General features: G+C 67.0%; 21 protein-coding genes and 3 tRNA genes. 11 read left to right on the top strand and 13 right to left on the bottom strand.

All coding sequences use genetic code 11. From position 1 onward, the window contains the following. The first annotated feature begins 94 nt into the window (after positions 1-94). Positions 95-2,599 carry an ATP-binding protein gene (locus MOM01_RS00120; protein WP_241383368.1) on the top strand — a complete coding sequence of 835 codons (2,505 nt, stop codon included), beginning with the start codon at positions 95-97 and terminating at the stop codon, positions 2,597-2,599. Positions 2,600-2,602: 3 nt separating this feature from the next. Here the strand turns inward: MOM01_RS00120 and MOM01_RS00115 are convergent, their stop codons facing one another. Next, a complete protein-coding gene (locus MOM01_RS00115) occupies positions 2,603-4,384 on the bottom strand; it encodes an AMP-dependent synthetase/ligase (RefSeq protein ID WP_241383367.1) in 1,782 nt (593 codons plus the stop codon). A gap of 260 nt (positions 4,385-4,644) precedes the next feature. Here MOM01_RS00115 and MOM01_RS00110 point away from each other — a divergent pair, with 260 nt between their 5' ends. Next, positions 4,645-5,058: a hypothetical protein gene (locus MOM01_RS00110; protein ID WP_241383366.1), complete on the top strand. Its 414-nt coding sequence runs from the start codon at positions 4,645-4,647 to the stop codon at positions 5,056-5,058. Between the two features lie 72 nt (positions 5,059-5,130). Here MOM01_RS00110 and glfT1 read toward each other — a convergent pair whose 3' ends face one another. From glfT1 to MOM01_RS00095, 3 genes are all read right to left on the bottom strand, one after another. Next, entirely contained in the window at positions 5,131-6,021 is an 891-nt protein-coding gene (glfT1, locus tag MOM01_RS00105; RefSeq protein WP_241383365.1) for a galactofuranosyltransferase GlfT1, read from the bottom strand. Then, on the bottom strand, positions 6,014-6,865 hold the full coding sequence (wzt, locus tag MOM01_RS00100; protein ID WP_241384007.1) for a galactan export ABC transporter ATP-binding subunit Wzt/RfbE: 852 nt from the start codon (positions 6,863-6,865) through the stop codon (positions 6,014-6,016). The genes glfT1 and wzt overlap by 8 nt, the downstream gene beginning before the upstream one ends. 75 nt (positions 6,866-6,940) lie before the next feature. Further along, entirely contained in the window at positions 6,941-7,525 is a 585-nt protein-coding gene (locus tag MOM01_RS00095) for a bacterial proteasome activator family protein (protein WP_241383364.1), read from the bottom strand. 150 nt (positions 7,526-7,675) lie between these two features. On the opposite strand from MOM01_RS00095, the gene MOM01_RS00090 reads away from it, so the two are divergent. After that, positions 7,676-8,872, top strand: coding sequence for a cysteine desulfurase-like protein (locus tag MOM01_RS00090; RefSeq protein WP_241383363.1), 1,197 nt, complete (start codon positions 7,676-7,678; stop codon positions 8,870-8,872). Here the strand turns inward: MOM01_RS00090 and MOM01_RS00085 are convergent. Beyond that, complete coding sequence (locus MOM01_RS00085) at positions 8,869-9,855, bottom strand: NAD(P)H-quinone oxidoreductase (RefSeq protein WP_241383362.1); 987 nt, start codon at positions 9,853-9,855, stop codon at positions 8,869-8,871. The genes MOM01_RS00090 and MOM01_RS00085 overlap by 4 nt on opposite strands. 181 nt (positions 9,856-10,036) lie before the next feature. Here MOM01_RS00085 and MOM01_RS00080 point away from each other — a divergent pair, with 181 nt between their 5' ends. Further along, on the top strand, positions 10,037-10,438 hold the full coding sequence (locus MOM01_RS00080; RefSeq protein WP_241384006.1) for a MarR family winged helix-turn-helix transcriptional regulator: 402 nt from the start codon (positions 10,037-10,039) through the stop codon (positions 10,436-10,438). A gap of 27 nt (positions 10,439-10,465) precedes the next feature. Continuing rightward, a tRNA-Ser gene (locus MOM01_RS00075) sits at positions 10,466-10,550 on the top strand. A 97-nt stretch (positions 10,551-10,647) separates the two neighbouring features. On the opposite strand, the gene MOM01_RS00070 is transcribed toward MOM01_RS00075, so the two are convergent. The 3 genes from MOM01_RS00070 to MOM01_RS00060 all read right to left on the bottom strand — a co-directional run bounded on the left by MOM01_RS00070 (position 10,648) and on the right by MOM01_RS00060 (position 13,170). Beyond that, the gene (locus tag MOM01_RS00070) at positions 10,648-11,391 is read right to left on the bottom strand and encodes an MBL fold metallo-hydrolase (RefSeq protein WP_241383361.1); all 744 of its coding nucleotides are present in this window, start codon (positions 11,389-11,391) and stop codon (positions 10,648-10,650) included. A 32-nt stretch (positions 11,392-11,423) separates the two neighbouring features. After that, positions 11,424-11,822, bottom strand: a complete 399-nt coding sequence (locus tag MOM01_RS00065; RefSeq protein ID WP_241383360.1) for a flavodoxin domain-containing protein — start codon at positions 11,820-11,822, stop codon at positions 11,424-11,426. Positions 11,823-11,907: 85 nt separating this feature from the next. Beyond that, the gene (locus MOM01_RS00060) at positions 11,908-13,170 is read right to left on the bottom strand and encodes a GAF domain-containing protein (RefSeq protein ID WP_241383359.1); all 1,263 of its coding nucleotides are present in this window, start codon (positions 13,168-13,170) and stop codon (positions 11,908-11,910) included. Positions 13,171-13,317: 147 nt separating this feature from the next. On the opposite strand from MOM01_RS00060, the gene MOM01_RS00055 reads away from it, so the two are divergent. Then, positions 13,318-15,159: an NAD(P)/FAD-dependent oxidoreductase gene (locus tag MOM01_RS00055; protein WP_241383358.1), complete on the top strand. Its 1,842-nt coding sequence runs from the start codon at positions 13,318-13,320 to the stop codon at positions 15,157-15,159. Between the two features lie 166 nt (positions 15,160-15,325). After that, positions 15,326-16,294, top strand: a complete 969-nt coding sequence (locus MOM01_RS00050; protein WP_241383357.1) for an alpha/beta hydrolase — start codon at positions 15,326-15,328, stop codon at positions 16,292-16,294. Positions 16,295-16,319: 25 nt separating this feature from the next. Here MOM01_RS00050 and MOM01_RS00045 read toward each other — a convergent pair whose 3' ends face one another. Continuing rightward, on the bottom strand, positions 16,320-18,002 hold the full coding sequence (locus tag MOM01_RS00045; protein ID WP_241383356.1) for a bifunctional metallophosphatase/5'-nucleotidase: 1,683 nt from the start codon (positions 18,000-18,002) through the stop codon (positions 16,320-16,322). 97 nt (positions 18,003-18,099) lie between these two features. Continuing rightward, positions 18,100-19,179, bottom strand: coding sequence for a histidinol-phosphate transaminase (hisC, locus tag MOM01_RS00040; RefSeq protein WP_241383355.1), 1,080 nt, complete (start codon positions 19,177-19,179; stop codon positions 18,100-18,102). Positions 19,180-19,338: 159 nt separating this feature from the next. On the opposite strand from hisC, the gene MOM01_RS00035 reads away from it, so the two are divergent. Both MOM01_RS00035 and MOM01_RS00030 read left to right on the top strand, forming a co-directional pair. Then, a tRNA-Ser gene (locus MOM01_RS00035) sits at positions 19,339-19,430 on the top strand. Between the two features lie 37 nt (positions 19,431-19,467). Beyond that, positions 19,468-19,540 (top strand) — tRNA-Arg (locus MOM01_RS00030). 57 nt (positions 19,541-19,597) lie between these two features. Here MOM01_RS00030 and MOM01_RS00025 read toward each other — a convergent pair. Then, positions 19,598-20,491: a TIGR03619 family F420-dependent LLM class oxidoreductase gene (locus tag MOM01_RS00025; protein WP_241383354.1), complete on the bottom strand. Its 894-nt coding sequence runs from the start codon at positions 20,489-20,491 to the stop codon at positions 19,598-19,600. Between the two features lie 354 nt (positions 20,492-20,845). Here MOM01_RS00025 and MOM01_RS00020 point away from each other — a divergent pair, with 354 nt between their 5' ends. Next, complete coding sequence (locus MOM01_RS00020) at positions 20,846-22,078, top strand: acyl-CoA dehydrogenase family protein (RefSeq protein ID WP_241383353.1); 1,233 nt, start codon at positions 20,846-20,848, stop codon at positions 22,076-22,078. Further along, the gene (locus tag MOM01_RS00015) at positions 22,078-23,226 is read left to right on the top strand and encodes an acyl-CoA dehydrogenase family protein (RefSeq protein ID WP_241383352.1); all 1,149 of its coding nucleotides are present in this window, start codon (positions 22,078-22,080) and stop codon (positions 23,224-23,226) included. Before MOM01_RS00020 ends, MOM01_RS00015 begins: the two co-directional genes overlap by 1 nt. Before the next feature lie 31 nt (positions 23,227-23,257). Here MOM01_RS00015 and MOM01_RS00010 read toward each other — a convergent pair whose 3' ends face one another. Both MOM01_RS00010 and MOM01_RS00005 read right to left on the bottom strand, forming a co-directional pair. Next, positions 23,258-23,707: a very short patch repair endonuclease gene (locus tag MOM01_RS00010; RefSeq protein WP_277609068.1), complete on the bottom strand. Its 450-nt coding sequence runs from the start codon at positions 23,705-23,707 to the stop codon at positions 23,258-23,260. 9 nt (positions 23,708-23,716) lie between these two features. Beyond that, the gene (locus MOM01_RS00005; protein WP_241384005.1) at positions 23,717-24,862 is read right to left on the bottom strand and encodes a DNA cytosine methyltransferase; all 1,146 of its coding nucleotides are present in this window, start codon (positions 24,860-24,862) and stop codon (positions 23,717-23,719) included. Between the last annotated feature and the right edge of the window lie 458 nt (positions 24,863-25,320).

Here is a 25,320-nt window from a genome sequence, read left to right as displayed (position 1 = left end):
TCGGCACCGCTCCTGTACACCCCTCGCAGCGGCGACCGTCCGCATATTCTCGGAAGACGGTTCCACGCGAAGCATCGGACAGGATGTGGCGGACATGGATGGGAAGACCGGATCAGCGGAGGTCTGGTCGTCGGAGCGGTTGTTCGCGGGCCCCGGGGACGCCCGGGAACGTTTCCGCACCACCGACTGGTCGGCCACCCCGCTGGGGCCGGTCGAATCGTGGCCCGCGGAGCTGCGTATGGCGGTGCGCACGGTGATCCCGTCCGAGGTACCGATGCTGTTGTGGTGGGGACCCCAGCTGGTGCAGATCTTCAACGACGCGATGACGCCGATGCTCGGCGACAAATATCCCGCGGCGGTCGCGCAACCGGCTCCCGAGTGCTGGCACGAAGTGTGGGACGAAGTCGGTTCCCGCGTCGAACGCGCGATGGACGGCACCGCGACCTTCGCCGAGAACGAACTGCTGTTCATGCAGCGGCACGGCTATGTGGAGGAGACCTACTGGACCTTCTCCTACAGTCCGATCCGCGACGAGTCCGGCGGTGTGGCCGGAGTGTTCGTGGCCACCACGGACATCACCGCCCGGGTGCTCAGCGAGCGGCGGTTGGAGGCCCTGAGCCGTCTGGGCACGGTCGTGATCGTCGACTCCGGTGCGTCGGTGGTCGACACGTGCCGCAGTGCCGTGGAGGCATTCGTGCCGAGCCGCCGGGACGTTCCGGTCGCGGCGATCTACCTCGACAGCCGGATACTCGACGACGCGCCCGAGTCCACCCGCTGGACCCGCATCGCCTCGGTGGGCACACGACCCGGGGTCTCCTTCACGCTCGGCTCGGACGAGGATTCGGCGTTGTCGGAGGCGGCGGCCGCATCGGCACCGATCGTCGTGTCGGGGATCGCCGGGGCATGCCCGGAGCTGCTCGATCCTCGGCGAGCGCTCCGTGATCATCCGATCGACAGTGTGCTGCTCTCACCCCTGAGGATCTCCGGCCGCGACAGCCCGCGCGGAATTCTCGCGGTGGGCCTGAGTCCGTACCGGGTGTTCGACACGGCCTACGCCACCTTCCTCGAGCTCGTGACCACCAAGATCTCGGGTCTGCTGAGCGATGCCTCGGCCATGGATGCCGAACGCCGGCGAGCCGACGCGCTCGCGGCGCTGGATGCAGCCAAGACCCGCTTCCTCGAAACCGTCAGTCACGAATTCCGCACGCCGTTGACCCTGCTCCTCGGGCCCCTGCACAGCGTGCTCGACGGCGAGCCGGCCGTGACCGAGGAGCAGAGGCAGTCGCTCGAGACCGCCCGGCGCGCCGCGATCCGGCTGCGGCGCCTCGTCGATTCACTGCTCGAAGTGACACGAGGGGAGGCCTACCCGACACGGGCGGCCGTGCAACCGGCAGATCCGGCGGCTCTCACGTCGGAGTGCGTCGATCTGTTCACCGAAGCGGCACGCAGAGCCGGGCTCTCCTTGAACAGCCGGATCGCCGACGCGACGGCCGAGCACATGCAGCTCGATCCTCAGATGTGGTCGCACATCGTGCTCAACCTGCTCTCGAACGCCGTCAAGTACACGCACACCGGATCGATCGAGGTGGACCTGGACGTCGACGAGGACGACCGGCTGGTCCTGAGAGTCACCGATACCGGCGTGGGCATACCGGAAGCCGAACTCGACCATGTCTTCGAGCGATTCCACCGGGTGGAGAGTGCCGGTGGACGTAGCCGGGAAGGGATCGGATTGGGCCTGTCCCTCGTCTCGGACTGGGTCCGTGCCCTCGGCGGAAGGATGGCTGTCACCAGCGAAGTGGGACGCGGCAGTACCTTCACCGTGAGTGTTCCCCGCGTCCTCACGCCCGCCTCGAAGGGCGCGGCGGACAGGGTGCCGGTGGATCTGAGCGCGCTGTACCTCGGTGAGGCCGACCGCTGGGAGCCGGCACCCGGACGTTCTCGCGAGGCGGTGACCGAGTCCGCCTCACCGGAAGGGAAGGCCCCGGACCGGCCGCGGATCCTGGTGATCGAGGACAACCGCGACATGCGGGACTATCTGGTGCGGTTGCTGCGGCACGAGAACTGGGATGTCGACGCGGTGGGGGACGGCGATACCGCGCTGGATCGCATCCGGTCGCAGCCCCCGCACCTCGTCCTGAGCGACATCATGCTTCCCGGCCGGGACGGCGTGGCGCTGCTCGAGGAGATCCGCAAGGATCCCGCGACGTCCCGGCTGCCGGTGCTCCTGCTGACCGCTCGAGCCGGTGCGGAGGCCGCGATCGGTGGCCTGCGCACCGGCGCCGACGACTACATCACCAAACCCTTCCACCCCGACGAACTGGTCGCCCGTGTGCGCGTGAACCTCGAACTGTCCTGGCTGCGAGAGCAGTTGCTCGTCACGAGCGAGCGCGAATCCGACCAGTTGAGAGAAGCTCTGGAGACGCGCTCGACCCTCAGCAAGGCCGTGGGGTTGATGATGGCCACCTTCCGATGCGACGCCGAGACCGCCTTCGACAAGCTCGTCGGATTCTCCCAGCACCGCAATGTCAAGGTGCGTGAGATCGCCGAGCAGATCGTGGGCGACTACACCGCCTCGATCGCCGATTCCTCGGCGTGAGCGTCAGGCCTGGGCGTACAGTTCGTCGATCTCCACCGCGTACTTGGCGTCGATCGGCTTGCGCTTGAGCTTCATCGTCGGGGTCAGTTCGTCGCCCGAGGGTTCCCAGACGCTCGTCAGCACCGTGTACTTCTTGATCTGTTCGACCCGTGACAGTTTGGTGTTGGCCTCCTCGACCGACTTGGCGACGGCCTCGAGCACCGCGGGGTGCCGGGTGAGCTCCTCATGGGTGCCTTCGAGTCCGTGTTGTTCGGCGAAGACGGTCAGGGCGTCGGGGTCGAGTGCGAGCAGTGCGACGTTGTAGGGACGATCGTTGCCGATGGCGACGGCACCTCCGAGCATCGGGCACGCGGCGCGCAAGGTGCCTTCGATGTTGGCGGGCGACATGTTCTTCCCCGCCGCATTGACGATGATCTCCTTCTTCCGGTCGATCAGCCGCACATAGCCGTCCGCGTCGATCTCGCCGATATCGCCCGTGTGCAACCAGCCGTCCGAATCTATTGCCTCCGAAGTCTTCTCGGGATCATTGCGGTAACCCTTCATGAGCAGCGGGCCCGAGACGAGCAGCTCGCCGTCCTCGGCGACCTTGACGGTCGCGCAGGGTACGGCCTGCCCGACCGTGCCGATGCGGATGGCGCCGGGCCGGTTCATCGTGACCACACACGAGGTCTCCGACATCCCCCACACTTCCGAGCACGGAATTCCCAGGGCGAGAACGAATTCGAGCACTTCCGGTGAGATAGCCGCAGCGCCGGTGACGGCTGCGCGTACCTGGTCGAGGCCGAGTTTCGCGCGGATCGAGGACAGCACCAGCCTGTCGGCCACCGCGTGCTGCAGTTCGAGTGCGCGGGGGACGGGCTTGCCGTCGGACTGCAGGCGCGCGCGTGTGCGTCCGACGTCGATCGCCCACAGCGCGAGCTTCTTCTTGACGGGGCTGGATTCCTCCGCGAGTGTCTTGTCGATCGCGGCCTTGAGCTTGTACCAGACCTGGGGCACGGCACCGAACAGAGTCGGACGCAGGCTCGGCAGCACCGTGATCGCCTGCTTGAGATCGTCGAGCGTGGTGATCTGCATACCGCTGTACAGGCTCGAATAGTGCGAGCCCCAGCGATTGGCGATGTGGGCGTCGGGCAGATAGGACAGGATCCGGTCGTCCGGGCCGGTGGGGAGATACGAACTCGTCGCCTCGAGCTCGGCGAGCAGGTTGGCATGGGTGAGCTCGACACCCTTCGGTGGCCCGGTGGTGCCGGAGGTGTAGATGAGGGTCAGCAGGTCGGACGGCTGCACGGCCTTCCACGCGGCTTCGAAGTCGAAGGACGGATCGGCGGCGGCTTCGAGGTCGGCGAGCGACAGCGTGCCCTCGGGCTTGCCGTCGACGCAGATCAGGTGCTCGACGTTCGTATCGCCGAGCGCCTGCCGCAGCACGGGGACGAACTGTTCTTCGGTGATCATCACCCGGTTGCCGGCGTTGCCGAGCACGTACGCGATCTGCTCGGCGGTCAGTGAGTTGTAGATCGAGAACGGCACCGCGCCGAGATGGATGGCGGCGGTGTCGAGGAGGTGGAATTCGGGCCGGTTGGTGAGCATCAGGCCGACGGTGTCACCGCGTTCCACGCCGAGTCCGGCGAGACCGGCTGCGAGACGGGCGACACGTTCGGCGTACTGACGCCAGGTGTAGCGGACGGAATCGTCGGGGGTGCGCAGCGCGATCGTGTCCGGATATGCCGCGGAGGTGGTCTGGAAGGCTTCGCACAGAGTCGACGGGGTGGTGGCGCGAGGGGTCATCACTACTCCAGAGGTCGAGTGTGGCGACAGCGTAAGGCGAACTGGCAACGCGTGTGGTCGGATTTGCCTGATTGTGTCCTGCCGTCTGCCCCTGATCCCATCGGAGCCGGATCGTCCTCTGGGCGCGGCGGTGTAACGACTCGTGACGCCGGGTCGATTCGCAAATGATCGAAATACGCAAAGTCTGCAAAACGGACGGATGAACGCGCCTTGTGCCGATTGTTCCACGGCGGAGATCGCGAACTCGAAGGAGACCACTGATGACCGATCCCCTGGGGAATCGGGACCCGAGTCCGAAGTTCCAGCGCGATCTGGAACCCGGCGAACTCGAGGAATTGAACCGCCTGCGCGCGTGGAGAGAGCACCAGGAACGCGAGGAACACGCGCGTCGCCTGGAAGAACATCATCGGCAACTGACACACGACGAACAGCAGCGACGGCTCGCCGATCAGCAGCGGAGACTGTACGAGCAGCAACAGCCGAACTTCGCCCAGCAGCCGGCCTATCCCTATCCGCCTCCGCAGCCGTACGCGCCCGTCCAGCAGGTCACGGTCAACAACGTCAAGCGTGCCGACTGTCCGCACCTTCTGCACCTGGTGCTCACCGCGATCACCTGCGGAGCGTGGCTGCCCGTGTGGATCATCCACGCCATCATCGTCGCCGCGAGGAACTGAGCCCGGCATCCCGCGTCGAAGAGGCCGGGCAGGTGCGGGATTCGAGGAGGTCCTGTCCGGGCGTCCGTGACGTCACGGACGCTCGAACTTCTCCTCACGGCCGAGCCTGCGCAACCGGATCCACTCGCGTAGTCCCGCCGGGTCGCGGCGGGTGACGAGGAAGTACCAGCCGAACCGCACCCATTCCTGCGGCAGCAGCCGTCGCAGACCCGGCTGCGACAACAGGTAACCGCGGTTGCGGTAGGTGAAGAACCGCTTGGTGTCGTTGTCCGGATACTGCGTGTGCATCCGGCCGCCGAGGATGGGCTTGAACTCGTCGGCTCCGTCCGGATGCAGATATGCCGTCTGCAGGCAGGTACCGAACGGCAACCCCGACCGCACGAGCCTCCGATGCACCTCCACCTCGTCGCCCCGGACGAACAACCGCAGGTCGGGGACGCCCACCGCATCGATCGCCGCAGCGGTGAAGAGCGCACCGTTGAACAGCGACGCGATGCCGGGGAGCAGGTCCTCGTCGCCGAGTTCGTGACGCCACCGTCGCCACACGACACCGCGACGCAGCGGGAAGGCGAGACGGTCGGGCCGGGCGATGTCGCACACGACCGGCGACACTTCGGCCAGGCCGTTGCGGTGCGCGCAGTCGAGCAGCGTCGCGAGCACGTCGGGACCCTCGGGACGGCCGTCGTCATCGGCGAGCCAGACGCGGTCGGCTCCCAGGGACAGGGCGTAGAGGATGCCGAGGGCGAAGCCACCCGCACCGCCGAGATTGTGCTTGGACCCGAGATAGGTCGTGGGCAGATCCACGGCCTCGACGAGTTCCCGGACGGCCTGCTCGTCGCCGTTGTCGACCACCACGAGATGGTCGAGCGGGCGGGACTGCGAGGCAAGTACTTTCAGAGAGTCGGCCAGCAGTTCACGCCGGCGATGCGTGACGACGACGCCGATGATCCGCTCGTCAGGCACCGTTCGTACCTGCCGGGGCTGCGGTCTCCGAGCCGGACTTCGCGTTCCTCTCGAGTTCGAGTTCGTGGAGGACCGTGCGCACATGGTCGCCGGCCTCGTCGCCCTCGTACGCGCGGACGACCTGCTCGATTCCGCCCCGCTCACGGATCTGCCCGTGATCGATCCACATCGCCTGGTCGCACAACTGGGCGAGGAACTCGTTGGAATGGCTCGCGAACACCAGGATGCCCGAGCGGGCGACGAGATCCTGCAGTCGCACCCGGGCCTTCTTCATGAACTCCGCGTCGACGGCACCGATGCCTTCGTCGAGAAGCAGGATCTCGGGATCGATGCTGGTGACCACGCCGAGCGCGACACGCACACGCATACCGGTCGAATACGTCCGCAGCGGCATGTTGAGGTAGTCGCCGAGTTCGGTGAACTCGGCGATCTCGTCGACCTTCGCCAGCATCTGCTTGCGGCTCATCCCGAGGAACATTCCCCGGATGATGATGTTCTCGTAGCCGGAGATCTCCGGGTCCATGCCGACGCCGAGGTCGAAGACCGGCGCGACGCGTCCCGTGACCCGGGCGGAGCCGCGGGTGGGTTCGTAGATCCCGGAGAGCAGGCGCAGCAGGGTGGACTTGCCCGCACCGTTGTGGCCCACGAGGCCGACGCGGTCGCCCTCCTGCAGCGACATCGTGATGTCGCGCAGAGCTTCGACGACCACGACGTCGGAGTTGTTGCGGCCGATCGCTCCGCCCGCCTTACCCAGGAACGCCTTCTTCAAGGACCGGGTCTTGGCGTCGAAGATGGGAAAGTCGACGCACGCGCCGCGCGTTTCGATGCTGACCCGACTCACGATGCTGCTCCAGACGCTGACACGGGACCCGAGCGTACCCGTCGTGGCGCTGCCGAAGCCCGGGGCGTACCGCCGGGGCTACAGGTACTGGCCGGTCCCGGGATGGGTCTGACCGGGAAGCGGTTGGTCGTGGCCACCGCGGCCTCCCTGCGCGAGCCCGGGGGGAAGCGCGCCCTGCCGCATCTGTTCGAGCTGGGCCCGAGCGGCCATCTGCTGCGCGAAGAGGGCGGTCTGGATGCCGTGGAACAGACCTTCGAGCCAGCCGACGAGCTGGGCCTGCGCGATACGCAGCTCCGCGTCGGACGGCACCGACTCCTCGTTGAACGGCAACGCGAGCCGCTCGAGTTCCTCGCGCAGGTCCGGGGCGAGGCCCTGACCGAGCTCGCGGATGGACGACAGATGGATGTCCTTGAGCCGGGTACGGCTGGCCTCGTCGAGCGGAGCCGCCTTCACTTCCTCGAGGAGCTGCTTGATCATGGTGCCGATCCGCATGACCTTCGCCGGCTGCTCGACCATGTCGGTGAGCGATTCGCCCCCGCCCTCCGCCGGTTTGCCGTCCGGCTGAGGGTCGGTGTCCGTACGGGCCGCCTCCTCGCGGGAGACACGGGTGGGCCGGCCGTCGGGGCCGATCACGAAAACGTGGTCGTTGTCCGGATGCGTCATGAGTACATTCTCCCCTTTCCCCTCTCGGGGCGCCCGGTGGCCCGACGGCCCCGGGAATGATCGCGGGTACTCGATCGAGCCTACCGAGACAGGCGGTTCCCGGGCAGGCACACCGCCTGTCGATTGACATCGGGACCTAGAGTGTCTGCCATGGCTTACGACGTTGCCCGGATCCGGGGGCTGATCCCCTCGCTCGGCGACGGTTGGATCCACCTCGATCCTCGGGCCGGTATGCAGGTCCCCGACGCGGTCTCGCGCACCGTGTCCACTGCCTTCCGGAACTCGGCCGCCTCGGCGACGGGACGGCACCTGTCGTCGCGTCGTAGTGCTGCGATCCTCGAGGACGCGCGCGTCGCGATCGCGGAACTCGTGGGCGCCGATCCGGCGGGTGTCGTCCTCGGGCCGAGTCACGCGGTACTGCTCGCCTGGCTCGCCGAGGCGCTGAGCTCGAGGCTCGGCCTCGGTACCGGCATGGTGCTGTCGAGGCTCGACGACGAAGCGAACATCGCTCCCTGGCTGCGGGTCGCCAGCCGCTACGGCGCGCAGGTGCGCTGGGCGGAGGTCGAGATCGAGACGTGCGACCTGCCGACCTGGCAGTACGAGGAACTCATCACCCCGACCACCCGGCTCGTCGCGCTCACCGCGGCCTCGTCGATCGTCGGCACCGCCCCCGATGTGCGGGCCGTCGCCGATCTCGTCCACGAGGTGGGCGGGCTCATGGTCGTCGACGCAGCCGGTGCCGCGCCGTACGCCCACATCGACCTCGACGATCTCGGAGCCGACATCCTCACCGTCGACGTGGCCGCCTGGGGCGGACCGCAGATCGGTGCCCTCGTGTTCGCCGACTCCTCACATCTCGACCGGGTCCCCGCGATGTCGCTGAACCCGCACGCGCGCGGCGCCGAACGCCTCGAAGTGGGTGGGCACCAGTTCGGCCTGCTCGCCGGGATCTCCGCGTCGATCGATTTCCTCGCCTCGCTCGACGACGCCGGCGGGTCGCGTCGCGAGCGTCTCGACATCTCCATCAGCTCGATGCAGAACCATCAGGATCTGCTGTTCGATCGCCTGATGAGACAGCTCGACAGCCTCACCGGAGTGATCGTGCTCGGTCGCGCGTCGAGCCGTGTCCCGACCCTCAGTTTCACCGTGGACGGCATTCCGGCCGAGAAGGTCGCCGCGCATCTCGCCGATCGCCGTATCGCGACGGTGCCGAGCAGCCGCGGATCGAGCCGGCTCCTCGATTCCCTCGGTGTCAGCGACGAGGGGGGAGCGGTGAGTATCGGCCTCGCCCCCTACACCACGAGTTTCGAGGTGGACCAGCTCGTCCGCGAGCTGCGCAATCTCTAGTTGCGTTCGACCCGCAGGACGACCTTCCCGACGGTCTCCGGGCTGTCGAGCAGCTCGTGTGCCCGCGCGGCTTCGGTGATGGGCAGTTCCGCGTGCACGATCGGCTGCACCTTCGCCTCCTCGATGAGCGGCCACAGGTGAGCGCGCACCGAATCGATGATCGCGCTCTTGCCCGACGGTCCCGAATCGGGACGGCCCCGCAGACCGGTCGCGATGACGTGACCTCGCTTGGCGAGCAGCTTGCCCAGATGAAGTTCGCCCTTCGTGCCGCCCTGCATGCCGATCACCACGAGGCGGCCGTCGGGAGCGAGCACGTCGATGTTCCGGGACAGATACTTCGCGCCCATGTTGTCGAGTACCACGTCGGCACCACCGAAGGCGTTGCGGACCTCGGAGACGAAATCCTGCTCCCGGTAGTCGATCGCGAGGTCGGCGCCGAGTTCGCGGCACCGGTCGAGCTTGCCCGCGGATGCCGTCACCGCGACCTTCGCCCCGAGCGCCTTACCGACCTGGATGGCGTGTGTCCCGATACCTCCGCCTCCGCCGTGGACGAGCAGGACATCGCCGTGGGTCAGGCCCGCGGTCATCACGACGTTGGACCACACCGTGCATGCGATCTCGGGCAGGGATGCCGCGACCGCCAGATCGACGCCCTTCGGTACCGGCAGCAGCTGGGAGGCGGGCACGGCGACCTTCTCGGCGTAGCCACCGCCGGTGAGCAGCGCACAGACCCGATCGCCGATCTTCCATCCGGTCACGCCCTCGCCGAGTTCGGCGATCACGCCGGAGCATTCGAGACCGAGGATCTCGCTCGCCCCCGGCGGAGGCGGATACAGTCCCCGCCGCTGCAGCAGGTCGGCGCGGTTGACCGCTGTCGCCGCGACATCGAGAAGTACGTGGCCGGGTGCGAGTTCCGGGTCGGGCTGCTCGGTCCACCGGAGAACTTCTGGACCACCGGGTTCGGTGGCGACGATTGCATACATGTGTTGGACGCTATCGCGTGTGGCCCGATGAGGGGACGGTCACTCCGGTCGTGTCCTGCCCCGGCTGCCGGAACCGGCAGCCGGTGATCGCTCGCACTACCGGCATTACACTCCCCGCGTGAGCGAACGAGACGAGCCCAGGTGGTTGAACGCGAAGGAACAGGAGGCCTGGCGCCTCTACATGGACGGCAACAACCGCCTGATGAACGTCCTCAACCGCTCCTTGAACGACCGGCACGGCCTCTCGCTTGCGGAGTACCGGATCCTCGTCATGCTCACCGAGGCTCCCGACGGCGCTCTGCGGATGAGCGACCTCGCGGACGGTGTGCTGTCCTCTCGTAGCCGTCTCACCCATCAGATCCGCCGGATGGAGCAGGAGGGAATGGTCGTTCGCAGCTCGTGCCCGGAGGACGGCCGCGGCGTGCTCGCCACCATCACCGACGAGGGCAGGCGCCGGCTGGGGGAGGCCGCACCCACCCACGTCGACGATGTGCGCGCCCACCTCATCGACCTGTTGTCGGCGGACGAGCTCGACATACTGGCCCGGATCTTCACGCGCGTCGAGGAAGCGCTCGACCGCTGACACCGCGAATCGGTTAGGATCTGCCACGGAAGCGTGGCAGAGCGGCCGAATGCACTCGCCTTGAAAGCGAGCTTGGGTAACACCAACGGGGGTTCAAATCCCTCCGCTTCCGCAGTTCGGGTCAGAAGTAAGCAGGCCCCCAGTAAAGCTCGCAGCCCGGGTGCACAGTCACCCGGGCTGCGAGCTTTACTTCTGCCCTGCGAGCTTCGTCAGCTCGGCCCGGCGAGTACCGCCTGCTCCACGGCGGAGATCGCGCCGTCGTGCCAGGGCTCACCGTGGCCGGGAAGAACATGGGTCGCGCCCGTGTCGGCGATGGCCGCCAGCGACGCGAGAGCGGTGGTGCTGTCGGCGGTCGCAGCACCCGAGACGATCTGCGGACCGCGCCGCCCGGTGTACGGATCGAGGGTCACGATCGCATCGCCGACGATCACGGTGTCGCGATCCGGAAGACTCAACGCGCAGTGCCCGTAGGTGTGCCCGGGAGTGTGGAGGGGCACGGGCCTGCCCGGCAGAGACAGAGCCTCCGACGTGTGGAAGAGGCTCACGTCGTCGAGACCCCGCACCCACAGTGCGCCCGCCACGGTCATCCGTGCGAGCACCGGGACGGAGCCGGGATACCGGACGGGATAGAGCAGGCGGTTGCGTTCGTGCCGGTAGCGGTAAGGATGTGCGGCCAGGAACTTCTCGTCGCGATGCGCCCAGACCGGCACGTGCCACTGCTCGTGCAGCCGCTTCGCCGAACCGACATGGTCGAAGTGGGCGTGGGTGAGAACGATGCCGCGCACGTCGTCGACACGCCTGCCGATCCGCGCGACAGCCTCTTCGATGCGACCGGCCGTCGCGGGCAGTCCCGTGTCCACGACGGTGATACCGTCGTCGTCCTCGATCAGATAGACGTTGACATCTGCGTGCGCGAGACGATGCACGCCCGGCGCGACATCCGTGTGGAACATGGCGACCTTTCGCTCGGGAAGTGCATGCGACGTCAGCTGTGGCCGTCGATCTCGTCCGCGATGAACGACGCCCACGACTTCACGTCCTCTTCTCCCACGGAAGGATCGAACGACCGGTAATCGCGTGCCGCGAGGTTCGACACCAGATCCGGCGCTTCCGTGGAGCTTTCGTCGCTCGCGGCGAACAGCCACACGAGTTGCTGGCTCAGGCCGGAGGCGTAGGAGGTCAACGTCTCGACCGTCTCCGGCGAGTACTCCCCGTCCTCGACGTCTCCGCCGAAGACGATTCCTTCGAACTCCTCCGCACGTTCGAGGTCGGCGACCTCTCCGAGGGTGGCCTCGATCTCCCGCTCCGCCAGGGCATCGGCGACCAGCCGGGCGATCTTCTGTGTCGGACCATCGGCATTGTCCGTGACGATGAGAACGGTCATGTGGTCTCCATCGGATTCGACGACTCGGTGCACTTGTGCGTTCCCGGTCCCGGAGGGGAGGAAACATACGCCGGTGGCGTCGCCGTCAGCGCGACGAGCCGAGTGCCCGCACTCCCGGCGCACCCGACCGGCGGACGAACTCGCAGTCGCCGAGCCGTTCTGCCGGGCCGAGTTCCAACGACAGGTCGACGGTGGCGGCGAGGCGGTAGGGCCTGCTCTCGATCACGTCCCCGATCGCGCGTCGCAGGCGCGACACCTCGGCGCGGACCGAGACGGCGTGATCGTCGTCCCCGTAGAGGGCCCGGCTGAGCCCCGCGACGGTCGTACCCTCGTGGCCGCGGTCGTGCAGCAACAGCAGGATCTCGGCCTGACGCGCGGTGACGACGGTCCGCCACGTGTCCTCGTCGCCGCACACTTCGACGGTCGGTGACGAGGACACGTGCAGGATCATCCGCAATGTCGAGGTCGATGCGGGTCCGCGTAACAACCAGCCGTGCGAAAGGCGTTCGGGTACGCACAATCCCATTCCCGGCACGGTCAGAGGGAGGGATCGTCTCGGAACCGCGACACGCTCGGCGGCGATTCCGGAGGCGTGCGCGACCCAGCCGTCGTCGTCGACGAGCAGTACCGGTCCCCGAGCCGACGAGAGGAGAGGGGCGGCCTCGGCGCGGAGTCGTTCGAGGCGCACCTCGTGCCGTCGCCACAATTGGGATTCGGCCAGCCGGACGGCGGTGCCGACGAGGGCGATGACGGCGGGGTGCAGGGTCAGTGCGGGACCGCTGACGTCGACGATGCCCAGCAGGTCGCCGCGGATCGGATCGTGGATCGGCGCTGCGGTGCAGTACCAGGGATGCTGGGTCGTCTCGAAGTGCTCGCCCGAGAACAACTGGACGGGTGCGGCCTCCGCGAGGGCGGTGCCGACGGCGTTGGTGCCGACGGTCGACTCGGTCCACACGGCGCCCTCCTGGAAACCGAGCGTGTCCGCGTGCGAGCGGATCCGGGCCGATCCGCTGCGCCAGAGGATCACGCCGTCGGCATCCGTCACCACCAGGAGCAGGTGGGAAGCGTCGGCGACGGGTGCGATCACCTGCTCGAGGTCGCCGATCACCGCGGACAGGGCGGAGGCCCGGCGTCGCTGCTCGATCTCCGAAGCGGGGAGGCGACTGCGCTCGTTGCTGCCGGTGGGATCGAGACCCGCGTCGAGGACGCGCTGCCACGAACGTGACACCAGCGCCCGCGGCCGCATCGCCGATCGGGTTCCGCCGATCACCGCATCGTGCATCCGCATCAACTCGCGCGCGTAGCGCGACAGGTCGGTGCCGGGCGCGATCGCGCTGAACGTGGTCACTGTCCCCTCTTCCTCGTCGTTCTCGGAGCATAGGTCGCGGATGTGTGCTGCGCCACAACTCGGTGTTCGTGCAACGTGACGCAACGCTTGCCCGCCCCCGGGTCGGTGGAGTGTCCTGGATCACACGATAACGGGAAAGGACCGACCATGACCGACATGCTCGAACAGCCCGCGAACACCGGATCTGCGACTCCCGATCAGCGCGTCGACGCCTGGTTGGAGGCTTTCGGCACCGCCCTCACGCGCCGGGACGTCGACGCGGTGGCCGGCCTGTTCGGTGCCGACTCCTTCTGGCGCGACCTCGTCGCCTTCACCTGGAACATCAAGACCGTCGAAGGACGCGAGGGCGTGGCGGACATGCTGCACGCGCGACTTGCCGACACCGACCCCAGCGGCTTCCGCGCCACCGAGCCTGCCTCCGAAGAGGACGGAGTGGTCGGTGCCTGGATCGCGTTCGAGACCGCGGTGGGCCGAGGGGTGGGCCATCTGCGGTTGAAGCGCGACGACGACAGCGGGGAGGACCGTGCCTTCACGTTGCTGACGACGATGCAGGAACTGAAGGGCCACGAAGAGGGCACGGGGCAGCGGCGTCCCCGCGGCACGGAGCACGGGGCGAACAAGCACCGCGTCACGTGGTCGGAGCAGCGCGAGATCGAGGAACGCGAACTCGGGTACACGCGTCAGCCGTACGTCGTGATCATCGGTGGCGGTCAGGGTGGGATCGCGCTCGGCGCGCGGATGCGGCAGCTCGGGGTTCCGGCGCTCGTGCTCGACAAGCACGATTGTCCCGGCGACCAGTGGCGGGGGCGCTACAAGTCGCTGTGCCTCCACGATCCTGTCTGGTACGACCATCTGCCGTACCTGCCCTTCCCCGACAACTGGCCGGTCTTCGCGCCCAAGGACAAGATCGCGGACTGGCTCGAGATGTACACGAAGGTCATGGAGGTCCCGTACTGGTCGAAGTCGGAGTGCACCTCGGCGAGCTACGACGAGGCGACGGGGGAATGGACCGTCCACGTGCTGCGCGACGGCGAGCCGGTGGTTCTGCGTCCGCACCAGCTGGTGATCGCGACCGGCATGTCGGGTAAGCCGAACATCCCGGAATTCCCCGGTGCGCACCGCTTCCAAGGCGAGCAGCACCATTCCAGTGCGCATCCCGGCCCGGACGCCTATGCCGGCAGGAAGGTCGTCGTGATCGGCGCGAACAACAGCGCACACGACATCTGCGGCGCATTGTGGGAGGTCGGTGCGGACGTCACCATGGTGCAGCGGTCCTCGACGCACATCGTCCGGTCCGACTCGCTCATGGAACTCGGCCTCGGCGACCTGTACTCCGAACGAGCCCTCGCCGCGGGCGTCACGACACAGAAGGCGGACCTGACCTTCGCGTCCCTGCCGTACCGGATCATGCACGAATTCCAGATCCCCATCTACGACAGGATCCGCGAGCGGGACGCCGACTTCTACGACCGTCTCGACAAGGCCGGTTTCCTGCACGACTGGGGTGACGACGGCTCCGGGCTGTTCATGAAGTACCTGCGCCGGGCGTCCGGCTACTACATCGATGTCGGTGCCTCGGAGCTCGTCGCGAACGGCGACATCGCGCTGGCCCACGGCAACGTCCGCGAGCTCACCGAGACCTCCGTCGTCCTCGAGGACGGTACCGAACTCGCCGCCGATCTCGTCGTCTACGCGACCGGCTACGGGTCGATGAACGGCTGGGTCGCCGACCTGATCTCCCAGGAGGTCGCGGACAAGGTCGGTAAGTGCTGGGGATTGGGTTCCGACACCACCAAGGATCCGGGCCCCTGGGAGGGGGAACAGCGCAACATGTGGAAGCCCACCCGTCAGGACGGTCTGTGGTTCCACGGCGGCAATCTGCACCAGTCGCGGCACTACTCGCTGTACCTGGCGTTGCAGTTGAAGGCGCGCTACGAGGGGATCCCGACCCCGGTCTACGGATTGCAGGAGGTGCACCATCTCCGCTGATCCCGGAGCTCCCCGTCGCTCTCGCCCACACGGCGAGGGCAAGGGCGCTTCCGCACCGATGCGTCACGAATCGAAAGATGGGTATTAGGGTCCCGTCCAGGTTTGCTTGACCGGCGCCGGGAGTGACGGTGAGATCACTCCAGGTCGTCGGGGGGAACGGGAGTTCATGGTGAAGAAGCTTGCGGCGACGGTCGCGCTGGCGTTGATGCTGCCGATGGGCGGTGCGACGTTCGCTCATGCAGCGCCGGCGGCGGCGACGATCGACCGCGCCGAGCGCGTGAACGACACGCAGACGAGGCTGTTCGTCCACTCGCCCGCGATGGACCGGCTGGTCCAGGTTCAGGTGCTGCATCCCGCCCAGGAGGGTTCGCGCCCCACCCTGTATCTGCTCGACGGAGTCAGTGCCGGTGAGGAGTCCGAATTCCGCGAGAGCACGTGGACGCAGCGCACCGACATCGAGGAGTTCTTCGCCGACAAGAACACCAACGTCGTGCTTCCGGTGGGAGGTACGGCGAGTTACTACACCGACTGGAACGATTCGGATCCCGTCCTCGGGGTCAACAAGTGGGAGACCTTCCTGACCGAGGAACTGCCTCCGCTGATCGACGCCCGTTTCGGGGGCAACGGTGTCAACGCGGTCGCGGGCCTGTCGATGGGGGCGACGGGGGCGATGTCGCTGATCACTCGCAACCCCGACCTCTACGAGGGAGTGGCGGCGCTGAGCGGTTGCTACGACACCTCCCAGGATTCCTCACGGGATTCGGTGCGGGGAACGATCGCGTACAAGGGTGGCAACCCCGACAACATGTGGGGCCCGCCGGAGGACGCGGCGTGGGAGGAGCACGACTCCTATCTGCTCGCCGAGCGCTTGAGGGGGAAGAAGATCTTCCTCAGCACCGGCAACGGGTTGCTCGGCCCGCACGACATCGGCACCGAGCAGGACGTGCTCACCGTGGGTGCCCCGCTCGAGATCGGCACCTTCGTGTGCACCATCACCTACGATCGTCGTCTCCGCGAGCTGGGGATACCCGCGCAGGTCGTCTACCGCCCGTGGGGAACGCACTCGTGGGGTTACTGGCAGGACGACATCAAGGCCGCCTGGCCGACGCTCGCCGACGCACTGGGGCTGCGCTGACCGCACCCGTCAGCACAGACGGATGTCAGTGCAGACGGATGCGGTCCACAGTCGGCGGTTCCACCTGCGAGCGGGTCGCCAGATAGGTGTTGAGGGCATCCAGTTCCTTGCCCGCGCCCGTCCGTCCGTGGGCTTCCGTGAACACGCCGAAGCCGTCTCCGCCCTGGGCGAGGAAGGTGTTCACCACCACCTTGTACATGCGCTCGTCCTGCACCGGTTCACCGTCGATCGTGATCGCCCGGACACGTTCTCCGCGTACGGCGAGGCGGTCGAGGGTGTACCGCAGGTTGTGCGAGGGTGCCAGGATGCGCTCGGTGTCCGGGCCGACGGGCGCTTTCTGGAACTGCTGCTCGAGCAGTGCGTCGAGTTGGGCGCCGGTGAGGTCGAGCACGTGCAGCATGTTGGCGAAGGGCTGCACAGCATAGGTCTCCCGATACGAGACGGTGCCGTCCCCGGTGAGGAGATCGCTGCGGAGACCGCCGGTATTGGTCAGTGCGATCTGCGCCCCCAGATGACGCGCGGCAGCGAGTTGCGCGTCTGCGACGAGATTGCCCAGGGGTGACTCGCCGCTCGTCGTCGTCCGGCGCGTGACGTCCGCACGGATGCGGGCGACGGGGCGGTTCGCGACTTCCGCGGACGCGGCCACCGCACGCTCGACGAACTCCAGGGTGGTGGGGTCCGGATCGATGTCGTGTGTGACGACCTGGGTGAACACGACGGTCCTGTCCCGCACCACGTCTCGGCTCTGACGGTCGATGACGAGATCGGCGACGGACAGGATGCGCCCGTGTGATGCGCCCTGCACGACCGTGCGGGGACGGCCGGCCGGATCGGCGTAGGTGCAGTTGAAATGCCGATCACCGTCGGAGGTGACGATGAGATCCACGAGGGGAGAGACGGATGTGGCGATCGCAGCGGGCCCCCGATCTCCGCTCGGACACGGATCGTCACCGTCGGTGGTGCCGATGTCGCCTTTGTAGAGCACGACGATCGACCGGACTCCGAGGGATTCGAGTATGCCGGCGGTGCGATCGACCGCGGATATCTCGTCCTCGAACTGCAGGCCGGTGATCGCGTCGGGCCGGATGATGTCCGGGGTGTTGCTCGGCAGGACCCCGATGACACCGACGGGGACGCCGTCGACGTAGTCGATGCTGTAGGGGAGGGCCGCGGGTGCTCCCTCGGCGGTGGTGAGGTTGGCGCCGAGGATCGGGAAGTTCGCGCCCTCGAAGGCCGGAGCGTATCGGCAGCCTTCCAGAGGGTGGCATCCTCCGTCCCGCAACCGTGTGAATTCGGCGTAGCCGCGGTCCAGTTCGTGATTTCCCAGGGCCGCTGCGGTGAGGTCGAGTTCGTCGAGCAACGCGATGGTCGGTTCGTCGTGGAACAGTCCCGACTCGAGCGGAGACGAGCCCCACGTGTCGCCCACCGCATAGAGCACGGAGTGGTCGGCCTGCTCCCGGAGTTGCCGGACGTAGGCGGCGAGATAGGCGGCGCCGCCTGCGGGAACCGACACACCGTCCGACCGCACGACTTCACCGTGCAGTCCCTGGGGTGGCAGCAGGTTGCCGTGGAGATCCCCGAAGGCGATCACCCGGAGCGGGATGGTGTTCGGACCGGTCGCGTGTGCCGGCGCCGTACCCCCCGCAGCGACGAGAGCGCCGGCGACTGCACAGACCGACAGGGCACGGCGTACCTTGCCAGCCCCCATGCAGTCCTCCGACTCGGTCAGATCCGATCGTCCGAGTCTGTCAGGGTCCGGTCACGCGGCCGATACCCGACCATAACGGTTGGGTCTCTTCACGGGCTCAGACGATGCCGGCGAGCGCCCGTCCCTGTCCGGTGGCGAAGGCGAGGAACAGGTCGTTCTCGTGCGGGTCGCCGATCGTCACGCGGGTTCCTTCTCCGGTGAAATTGCGCAGGACCATACCCGCCTCGGCTGCGGCATCCGCGAAGGCGGTCGATCGTTCGCCCAGCGGTAACCAGAGGAAGTTCGACGCACTCGCCGGAACGTCGTAACCCGCATCGAGAAGCGCACTGCGGACCCGCTCCCTTTCGGCGACGACACCCTCGGTGCGTGCGAGCAGTTCGTTCGCGGCCTCGAGCGAGGCGACGGCCGCCCGCTGGGCGAGAGCGTTGACCGAGAAGGGGGTGTGGACCTTGCTCAGAGCGACCACCACGGACGGATCGGCCACCGCGTATCCCACACGCAGACCCGCGAGGCCGTAGGCCTTGGAGAACGTACGGAGCACGACGACGTTGCGCCGGCCCTCGGCCAGTTCGAGGCCGTCGGGCAGATCCTCGCCGGGTTCGGGCCGGACGTACTCGAAATACGCCTCGTCCAGCGCGACGACGATGTGTTCGGGTACCGCATCGAGGAACTGCTCGAGCTCCGCCTTGCCCAGCAACGACCCGGTGGGATTGTTGGGATTGCACACGAAGATCAGCCGCGTGCGATCGGTGATCGCGGCGAGCATGGACTTCAGGTCGTGGCCGTGCTCCGCGGTGTTGGGAACACGCACCGCTGTCGCGCCGGCCACGGCCGTGATGATGGGATACGCCTCGAACGAGCGCCACGGGAATATCACCTCGTCGCCCGCGTCGCAGGTGATCTGTACGAGTTCCTGGCACAGGCCGACGGACCCGCAACCTACGGCGATCCGCTCGGCCGGCACGCCCAGCCGATCCGCGAGCGTTGCGACGAGGTCGGTCGCGCCGTTGTCGGGATAGCGGTTGAGGCCGGCGGTGGCCTCCGCGATCACCTCTCGGACGCTGGGGAGCGGACCCATCGTCGTCTCGTTGCTGGCGAGCTTCACCGCGCCCGGGAACGAGCGGCCGGGAACGTATGCGGGGATCGATTCGAGGTCGGGGCGGATCCGTGGAGTCACGTGGTGATTATGCGCCTCTCTCTGCGCCCGGCGACCGGCCGACTGCCGGGAGGCTGATGAAGGCCGCCCACCCGCAAGCCTCTGACCAGCCGTTTTGCGTTTCCCTGCGAGGCATGTGTAATGTTTCGATCCGGCGGTTCGAGAGCATCGAATCCCCGAGGAGGCGTGCCAGAGCGGCCGAATGGGACTCACTGCTAATGAGTTGTCCCCCTTACCGGGGACCGGAGGTTCAAATCCTCTCGCCTCCGCCAGTCGGTGTAACCTCACCGATGACAAGTGAATACACATGCGCCCGTAGCTCAACGGATAGAGCATCTGACTACGGATCAGAAGGTTAGGGGTTCGAATCCCTTCGGGCGCACACACGAAAACCCTCACCGGCTCGGCCGGTGGGGGTTTTCTCGTCGTAAGGGACGGTTCACACCAGCTTCGTGATGATCCTCTCCGCGAAGTCCTCGATGGGTGCCCGGTACTGCTCGGCGGTACCGAGGAGGTGATCGTGATCTCCCGAATGGGTGGCTTCCCAGTTCGCCCAGGGTGACACCATGACGCCGGTGATCCCGATCTTCTCGGCGCGCCGGTACAGATCCACGGACGGTTCGTCGCGGAGTCCGAGGATGAACTCGAAGGGTTCGTTCTCGCGTCCGTACTCGCGGCGGTAGCCGTTGATGCGGTCGATCCACTGTTCGGCCACGTCGATGGGATAGGCGGTGCCGACCCAGCCGTCGCAGTAGCGCGCGGCCCGTCGGAGTGCCGGCGTGGATTCGCCGCCGCACAGGATGGGAACAGTGGCCGGCGGGTGGGGCTCGATGGTCATCTCCGGGATGTCGTAGTACTCGCCCTGGAACGAGACCCATCCGCCCTTCCACAGTTCGCGCAGCGCGCGGATCATCTCGTTCAGACGCGGACCGCGATTGTCGAAGTCCTGGCCGAGGAGTTCGAATTCCTCCCGCATCCACCCGGCGGACAGGCCGATGGAGACGCGCCCGCCCGCGATCGCCGCGGCTGTGCCGACCTGCTTGGCGACCTCGAGGATCGGTCGGGACGGCGCGATGTAGACGTTGTTGCCGAAGTGCAGCTTCTCGGTCACGGCAGCCATCGCGCCGATGAGTACCCAGGCGTCCGGCCATTCGGTGTCCGGTGACCAGAACGGCTTGCCGCTCTCGTGGCCCGGATAGACGGTCTTCAGTTCCCGAGGGTAGATCAGGTGGTCCGAGACGAGCATGCCGTGGAATCCCGTCTCGTCGAGCATGCGGGCGACGGCCGGCATCTCGGCGGTTTTCATGAACGCTGTGCCGCTCCAGAACCTCACGCTTGTGTCCTCCGAACCTCGATGTCCGCCGCCGAGCGGCGTGAAGAGTGATATTTACCTTCTCAAGAACAACGTTCTACCAGAGCATGTGATCGCAGTCACCGTCTGTGGTCCACCCCTCTGCGGGTTCTTCCCGTCGAGTGAACGGTCCGTCTTCCGGAACGACCTCCCGACGTCATCTCCTGCCCGCCTCCGCTCAGGAGTGGGTCGTCCGGAATCAGGCCGGTACTGCAGGAGAAAGCCCTCTATTGACGGGGCCGCTCGACCGGAAGTAGATTTCGAACACTCTCGAAAAGTTAACGACAATTCGCACGACGGCCCGGCAGTGGCGGTCGCGCTCTGCGGGGAGAAGACATGGAACTAGCGTGGTCAGAGGCCGACGCCGCTTTCCGGGACGAGGTGCGCTCGTTCCTCGAGGAGAAGCTGACGCCCGAGCTGCGGCGGGCCGGACGACTCGCGACGAGCGTGTACTCCGACCACGAAGCGAGCATGGAGTGGCAGCGCATCCTCCATGAGCGTGGATGGGCGGCACCAGCCTGGCCGGTCGAATACGGCGGATGCGACTGGTCGCAGACCCAGCACTACATCTTCAGCCGCGAGTCCATCCTCGCCGGTGCGCCGTCGCTCTCGCCCATGGGTATCCGGATGGTCGCCCACGCGATCGTCGCGTACGGCACCGAGGAGCAGAAGGACTTCTTCCTGCCACGGATCCTCACCGGCGAGGTCTTCTTCTGCCAGGGATACTCCGAGCCCGAAGCAGGATCCGATCTGGCCTCGCTCAGCATGGCCGCCGTCGACGACGGCGACGACCTGATCGTCACCGGCAGCAAGATCTGGACCACGCACGCCACCGAGGCGAATTGGATGTTCGCACTCGTGCGGACGTCGAAGACCGGTCGCAAACAGCAGGGCATCACCTTCCTGCTCATCGACATGACCTCTCCGGGCATCGAAATCCGGCCCCTGGTCATGACTTCCGGCGAGGAGGTGCAGAATCAGGTCTTCTTCGACGGTGTGCGCGTTCCGAAGACGAACGTGCTCGGGAAGATCGACGACGGCTGGACCGTCGCGAAGTACCTGCTCGTCTTCGAACGTGGTGGAGCGGCGGCGGCTCCCGCTCTGCAGGTGATGGCCGAGCGGATCGCCGCGGCCGCGGCCGAACAGCCGGGCCCGTCCGGCGGCGCACTCGCCGACGATCCGGCGTTCTCCGCCAAGCTGGCCGAGGCCCGTATCCGGACCGAAGTGCTCGAGATCCTCGAATACCGCACTCTGGCAGCCTTGTCCGCGGGTAAGGATCCCGGCCCGGCGTCGTCGATGCTCAAGATTCTCGGCACCGAGCTCAGTCAGACGATCACTCAGCTGACCCTCGAGGCGGCGGGTCCGCGCGGCCGGGTCTATCAGCCGCACATCACCGCTCCCGGTGGGCCGGTGGCCGATTACGTCCCTCCCGCCGACGGTTACGTCAGTGGCGAGGAATGGCAGGCCGTCGCGCCGCTGCGTTACTTCAACGACCGTGCCGGGTCGATCTACGCCGGCAGCAACGAGATCCAGCGAAATATTCTCGCCAAAGCAGCATTGGGGCTCTGATGGACTTCGGTTTGAGCAAGGAGCAGGAGCTCCTTCGTGATTCGGTCACCAAGTTCCTCGCCGGTCGCTACGACCTGGCGCACAGCCGGAAGGTCGCGACCACCGGCGAAGGGTGGCAACCTGAGGTGTGGCGCGCATTCGCCGAGGACCTCGGCATCCTGGGGGCCACCCTTCCGGAGGACGTGGGCGGGATGGGTGGAGGCCCGGTCGAGCTGATGGTCGTTTCGGAAGCGCTCGGGCACGCACTCGTCATCGAGCCGTACGTCGACACGGTCGTCCTCGGAGGCGGACTGCTCGGTCGCGCGGGGGTCGAGCGAGCCGGTTCGGTCCTCGAGGCGATCGCTGCCGGTGAAGCCGTCACGGCCTTCGCTGCGACGGAGCCCATCTCCGGATACGTCCTCCACGACGTGTCCACCACGGCGCGTCGAGAGGGTGACACATGGGTGATCGACGGTGAGAAGACCGTCGTCACGAGCGCGCCGCTGGCGACACATCTGCTCGTGACCGCGCGCACCTCCGGTGAGCGCACCGACACCGACGGTATCTCGCTGTTCCTGGTGGACTTCGACTCTGCCGATCCGCCGGCCGGTGTGGAGATCCACTCCTACCGCACGATCGACGATCGACGTGCCGCCGACCTGGCCTTCACGGGCTTGCGGCTGCCCGCCGACTCGCTGCTCGGCGAGGAGGGTGGCGCCTGGCCGTCCGTGTCCCGCGGAATCGACGAAGCGACGGCCGCCGTCGCGGCCGAGGCCGTCGGTCTCATGCGCAAGGTGCTCGCCGACACGGTCGAGTACGCCAAGCAGCGGCAGCAGTTCGGCCAGCCCATCGGTAGCTTCCAGGCACTCCAGCACCGCATGGTCGACATGTACATGGAGGTCGAGCAGGCGGTCTCCGCGGCCTATCTGGCCGTCCTCCATCTCGACAGCGACGACGTCACCCGGGCTCGGGCGGTCTCGGCGGCGAAGGCGACGATCAGCCGGGCTGCGCGTTTCGTCGGCCAGAACGCCGTCCAGCTGCACGGCGGGATGGGAATGACGGAAGAGCTCGCCGTCGGGCACTACTTCAAGCGCCTGACTGCGATCGAGTACGAGTTCGGCACTGCCGAGCAGCACATCGCTCGCTACGCCCAGCTCACGAAGGCCTGACCGGAACGACGCCGGAGCCGGGGTAGGGGCGTCACCCCTGCGCCGGCCCTGCGTCCGTTTCCGGGGGTGACGACAGAACGGCCTCCACGCGCGTCGCGGCAGTGATGGGGTCCTCGTGCTCCCACACGCGCACCACCGTCCATCCTGCGGTCTGCAGACGCTCGTCGGTGTCCCGGTCGCGTTGCACATTGGCCGCGAGCTTGGCGGCCCACCACTCGGCGTTGTTCTTCGGGAAGGTCGCATGCTGCGGACAGCTGTGCCAGAAGCAGCCGTCCACGTACACGGCGACCCGATGACGAGGGAAGACCAGGTCGGCTCGTCGCCGCATCCCCGGCAGCGGAGCCTTGTCGACGAAGAACCGCCGGCCACGACGATGCAGTTCCCGGCGCAATGCCACTTCCGGGACGGTATCGCGCCGACGCTGCCGGCTCATCCGCGCACTCGTACGCGGATCCGTCGAGGGCCGCTCCGACGACGCCATCACGCTGTCCTAGGCCGCCACCTGCGGAAATCCACCCATGCGTTCGAGGTGGTTCTCGACATCGTCGAGGAAGCCCGGCAGGAAGCGCAGGTTGCCGGAGCGTGCGCGACGGAGGAAGCCTGCGGTCGCCCGAGCGGACAGCAACCGTGCGTCGAGGAGGAATCCTCCGAGGTCCTCGTAGGGGGCTTGGACCGGCCACTGCGATTCGTGCACCCGGAACGCCTGGCCGCGAACGCCCCACGCGGCGGTCGGCCACGGGTCGCCGGGACGTAGGGGAGTCTGGTGATCGGAGCTGTACTCGATCGGGTGGTTCAGCCGATGTCCGACCCACGATGCCATCCGCACACTGACCGCATTGCCGACGAGACGCCACCGATGCCCGGGACGGACGCCGGGAGCTTCGGTGGCGGGGGCGGTCCAGTCGGCATCGAAACCCTGGAGTCGCTCCGCATCGGTGAGTCCGGGAGTCACGATCTCGCCGGAAGGCAGGCGCACCGCGGGTGGGCTCGCGATCCCGAGGGTCGAACCACCCTTGAGGGTCGGTACCGCGTTGACCGCCCAGCCGAGACCGCGCACACCCTCGGTCCAGTAGAAGCCGCAGGGGAACAGTTCGGGATCGCCTTCGTCGGGCATCCCGGCGTCCTCGCCGAACAACACCGTGCGGGGATCGTCCGTGCGGGAGGCGACCATCAGAACCCGATGGCGTCGCTGGGGGAGACCGAACGCGCGGGCATCCACGACGCGGTAGGCCCACATGTATCCGAGTTCCTCGAATGCATCGGTGATGTGACGCATCGCCGCACCCCGGCCGAGCTGCAACATGAAGGGGACGTTCTCCACGACGAGCCAGCGCGGGCCGTTCTTACGTTTGGCGAGGCGGAAGACCTCGTCGACCAGTCCGGACTTCGATCCGGTGATGCCGGCGGTGCGTCCGGCCTGGGACAAGTCCTGACACGGGAATCCGGCCGCGACGAGTTCGGTGCCGCGGGGAAGGGAACGGAGGCGGGTGACATCCGGATGGAGCGGGACCTCGGGAAAGCGGTGGCGCAGAACTGCCTGAGCACCCGGTTCGATCTCGCAGAGGAGTTCGGTATTCCAGCCGTGGCGGCCGAGCCCGAGCTCGAGGCCGCCGATACCGGCGAACAACCCCACCATGTTCCCCGTCGACGTCACGGCACCCTTCCTCGCTCAACTCAACGGTGAACGTTACTCGAGAACGGGGACGATCCGTGAGCGGATGCGACGAGCACCGTCTCGTACGTGCCACGCGGCTCGATCCGGAGCCGGTAGAAGGGGGAAGAAACTGCCGATGACCAGGCGATTTGGTGTTCTCGGAAGTGTTCGCGTAACTTATTCCAGGTCAGAGCGACACGGACACCGACCCGGGCCGAAAGGAACGGGACAACGAGGTTGGACGAAGGCGCCTGCGAATATGATGACTCCGAATCTTCTGGTAAGGTTTCGAGTCGCCCCTGGTTCCGGAAGTCACACAGACTTGCGTCTGTGAGCAGAAGGAAGTAGGCTGGAACAGTTGCCTCAGAACGGGTTGGACTTCGGTCCGAAACGGAATGATGTGTGCGTGTTCTTTGAGAACTCAACAGTGTGCCGATGAA

Source organism: Rhodococcus sp. CH91 (assembly GCF_022554085.1).
Taxonomy (GTDB): Bacteria; Actinomycetota; Actinomycetes; order Mycobacteriales; family Mycobacteriaceae; genus Rhodococcus.
Note: the sequence above shows the minus strand (reverse complement) of the source record. Positions and strands in the feature narration are given on the sequence as shown.

Bases quoted from the DNA above. Each gene is read 5' to 3' on its own strand.
- MOM01_RS00120 (WP_241383368.1), top strand. From the start codon at position 95: ATGGATGGGAAGACCGGATCAGCGGAGGTCTGGTCGTCGGAGCGGTTG.
- MOM01_RS00115 (WP_241383367.1), bottom strand. From the start codon at position 4,384: ATGACCCCTCGCGCCACCACCCCGTCGACTCTGTGCGAAGCCTTCCAG.
- MOM01_RS00110 (WP_241383366.1), top strand. From the start codon at position 4,645: ATGACCGATCCCCTGGGGAATCGGGACCCGAGTCCGAAGTTCCAGCGC.
- MOM01_RS00095 (WP_241383364.1), bottom strand. From the start codon at position 7,525: ATGACGCATCCGGACAACGACCACGTTTTCGTGATCGGCCCCGACGGC.
- MOM01_RS00090 (WP_241383363.1), top strand. From the start codon at position 7,676: ATGGCTTACGACGTTGCCCGGATCCGGGGGCTGATCCCCTCGCTCGGC.
- MOM01_RS00085 (WP_241383362.1), bottom strand. From the start codon at position 9,855: ATGTATGCAATCGTCGCCACCGAACCCGGTGGTCCAGAAGTTCTCCGG.
- MOM01_RS00080 (WP_241384006.1), top strand. From the start codon at position 10,037: ATGGACGGCAACAACCGCCTGATGAACGTCCTCAACCGCTCCTTGAAC.
- MOM01_RS00070 (WP_241383361.1), bottom strand. From the start codon at position 11,391: ATGTTCCACACGGATGTCGCGCCGGGCGTGCATCGTCTCGCGCACGCA.
- MOM01_RS00065 (WP_241383360.1), bottom strand. From the start codon at position 11,822: ATGACCGTTCTCATCGTCACGGACAATGCCGATGGTCCGACACAGAAG.
- MOM01_RS00055 (WP_241383358.1), top strand. From the start codon at position 13,318: ATGACCGACATGCTCGAACAGCCCGCGAACACCGGATCTGCGACTCCC.
- MOM01_RS00050 (WP_241383357.1), top strand. From the start codon at position 15,326: ATGGTGAAGAAGCTTGCGGCGACGGTCGCGCTGGCGTTGATGCTGCCG.
- MOM01_RS00045 (WP_241383356.1), bottom strand. From the start codon at position 18,002: ATGGGGGCTGGCAAGGTACGCCGTGCCCTGTCGGTCTGTGCAGTCGCC.
- MOM01_RS00020 (WP_241383353.1), top strand. From the start codon at position 20,846: ATGGAACTAGCGTGGTCAGAGGCCGACGCCGCTTTCCGGGACGAGGTG.
- MOM01_RS00015 (WP_241383352.1), top strand. From the start codon at position 22,078: ATGGACTTCGGTTTGAGCAAGGAGCAGGAGCTCCTTCGTGATTCGGTC.
- MOM01_RS00010 (WP_277609068.1), bottom strand. From the start codon at position 23,707: ATGGCGTCGTCGGAGCGGCCCTCGACGGATCCGCGTACGAGTGCGCGG.
- MOM01_RS00005 (WP_241384005.1), bottom strand. From the start codon at position 24,862: ATGGTGGGGTTGTTCGCCGGTATCGGCGGCCTCGAGCTCGGGCTCGGC.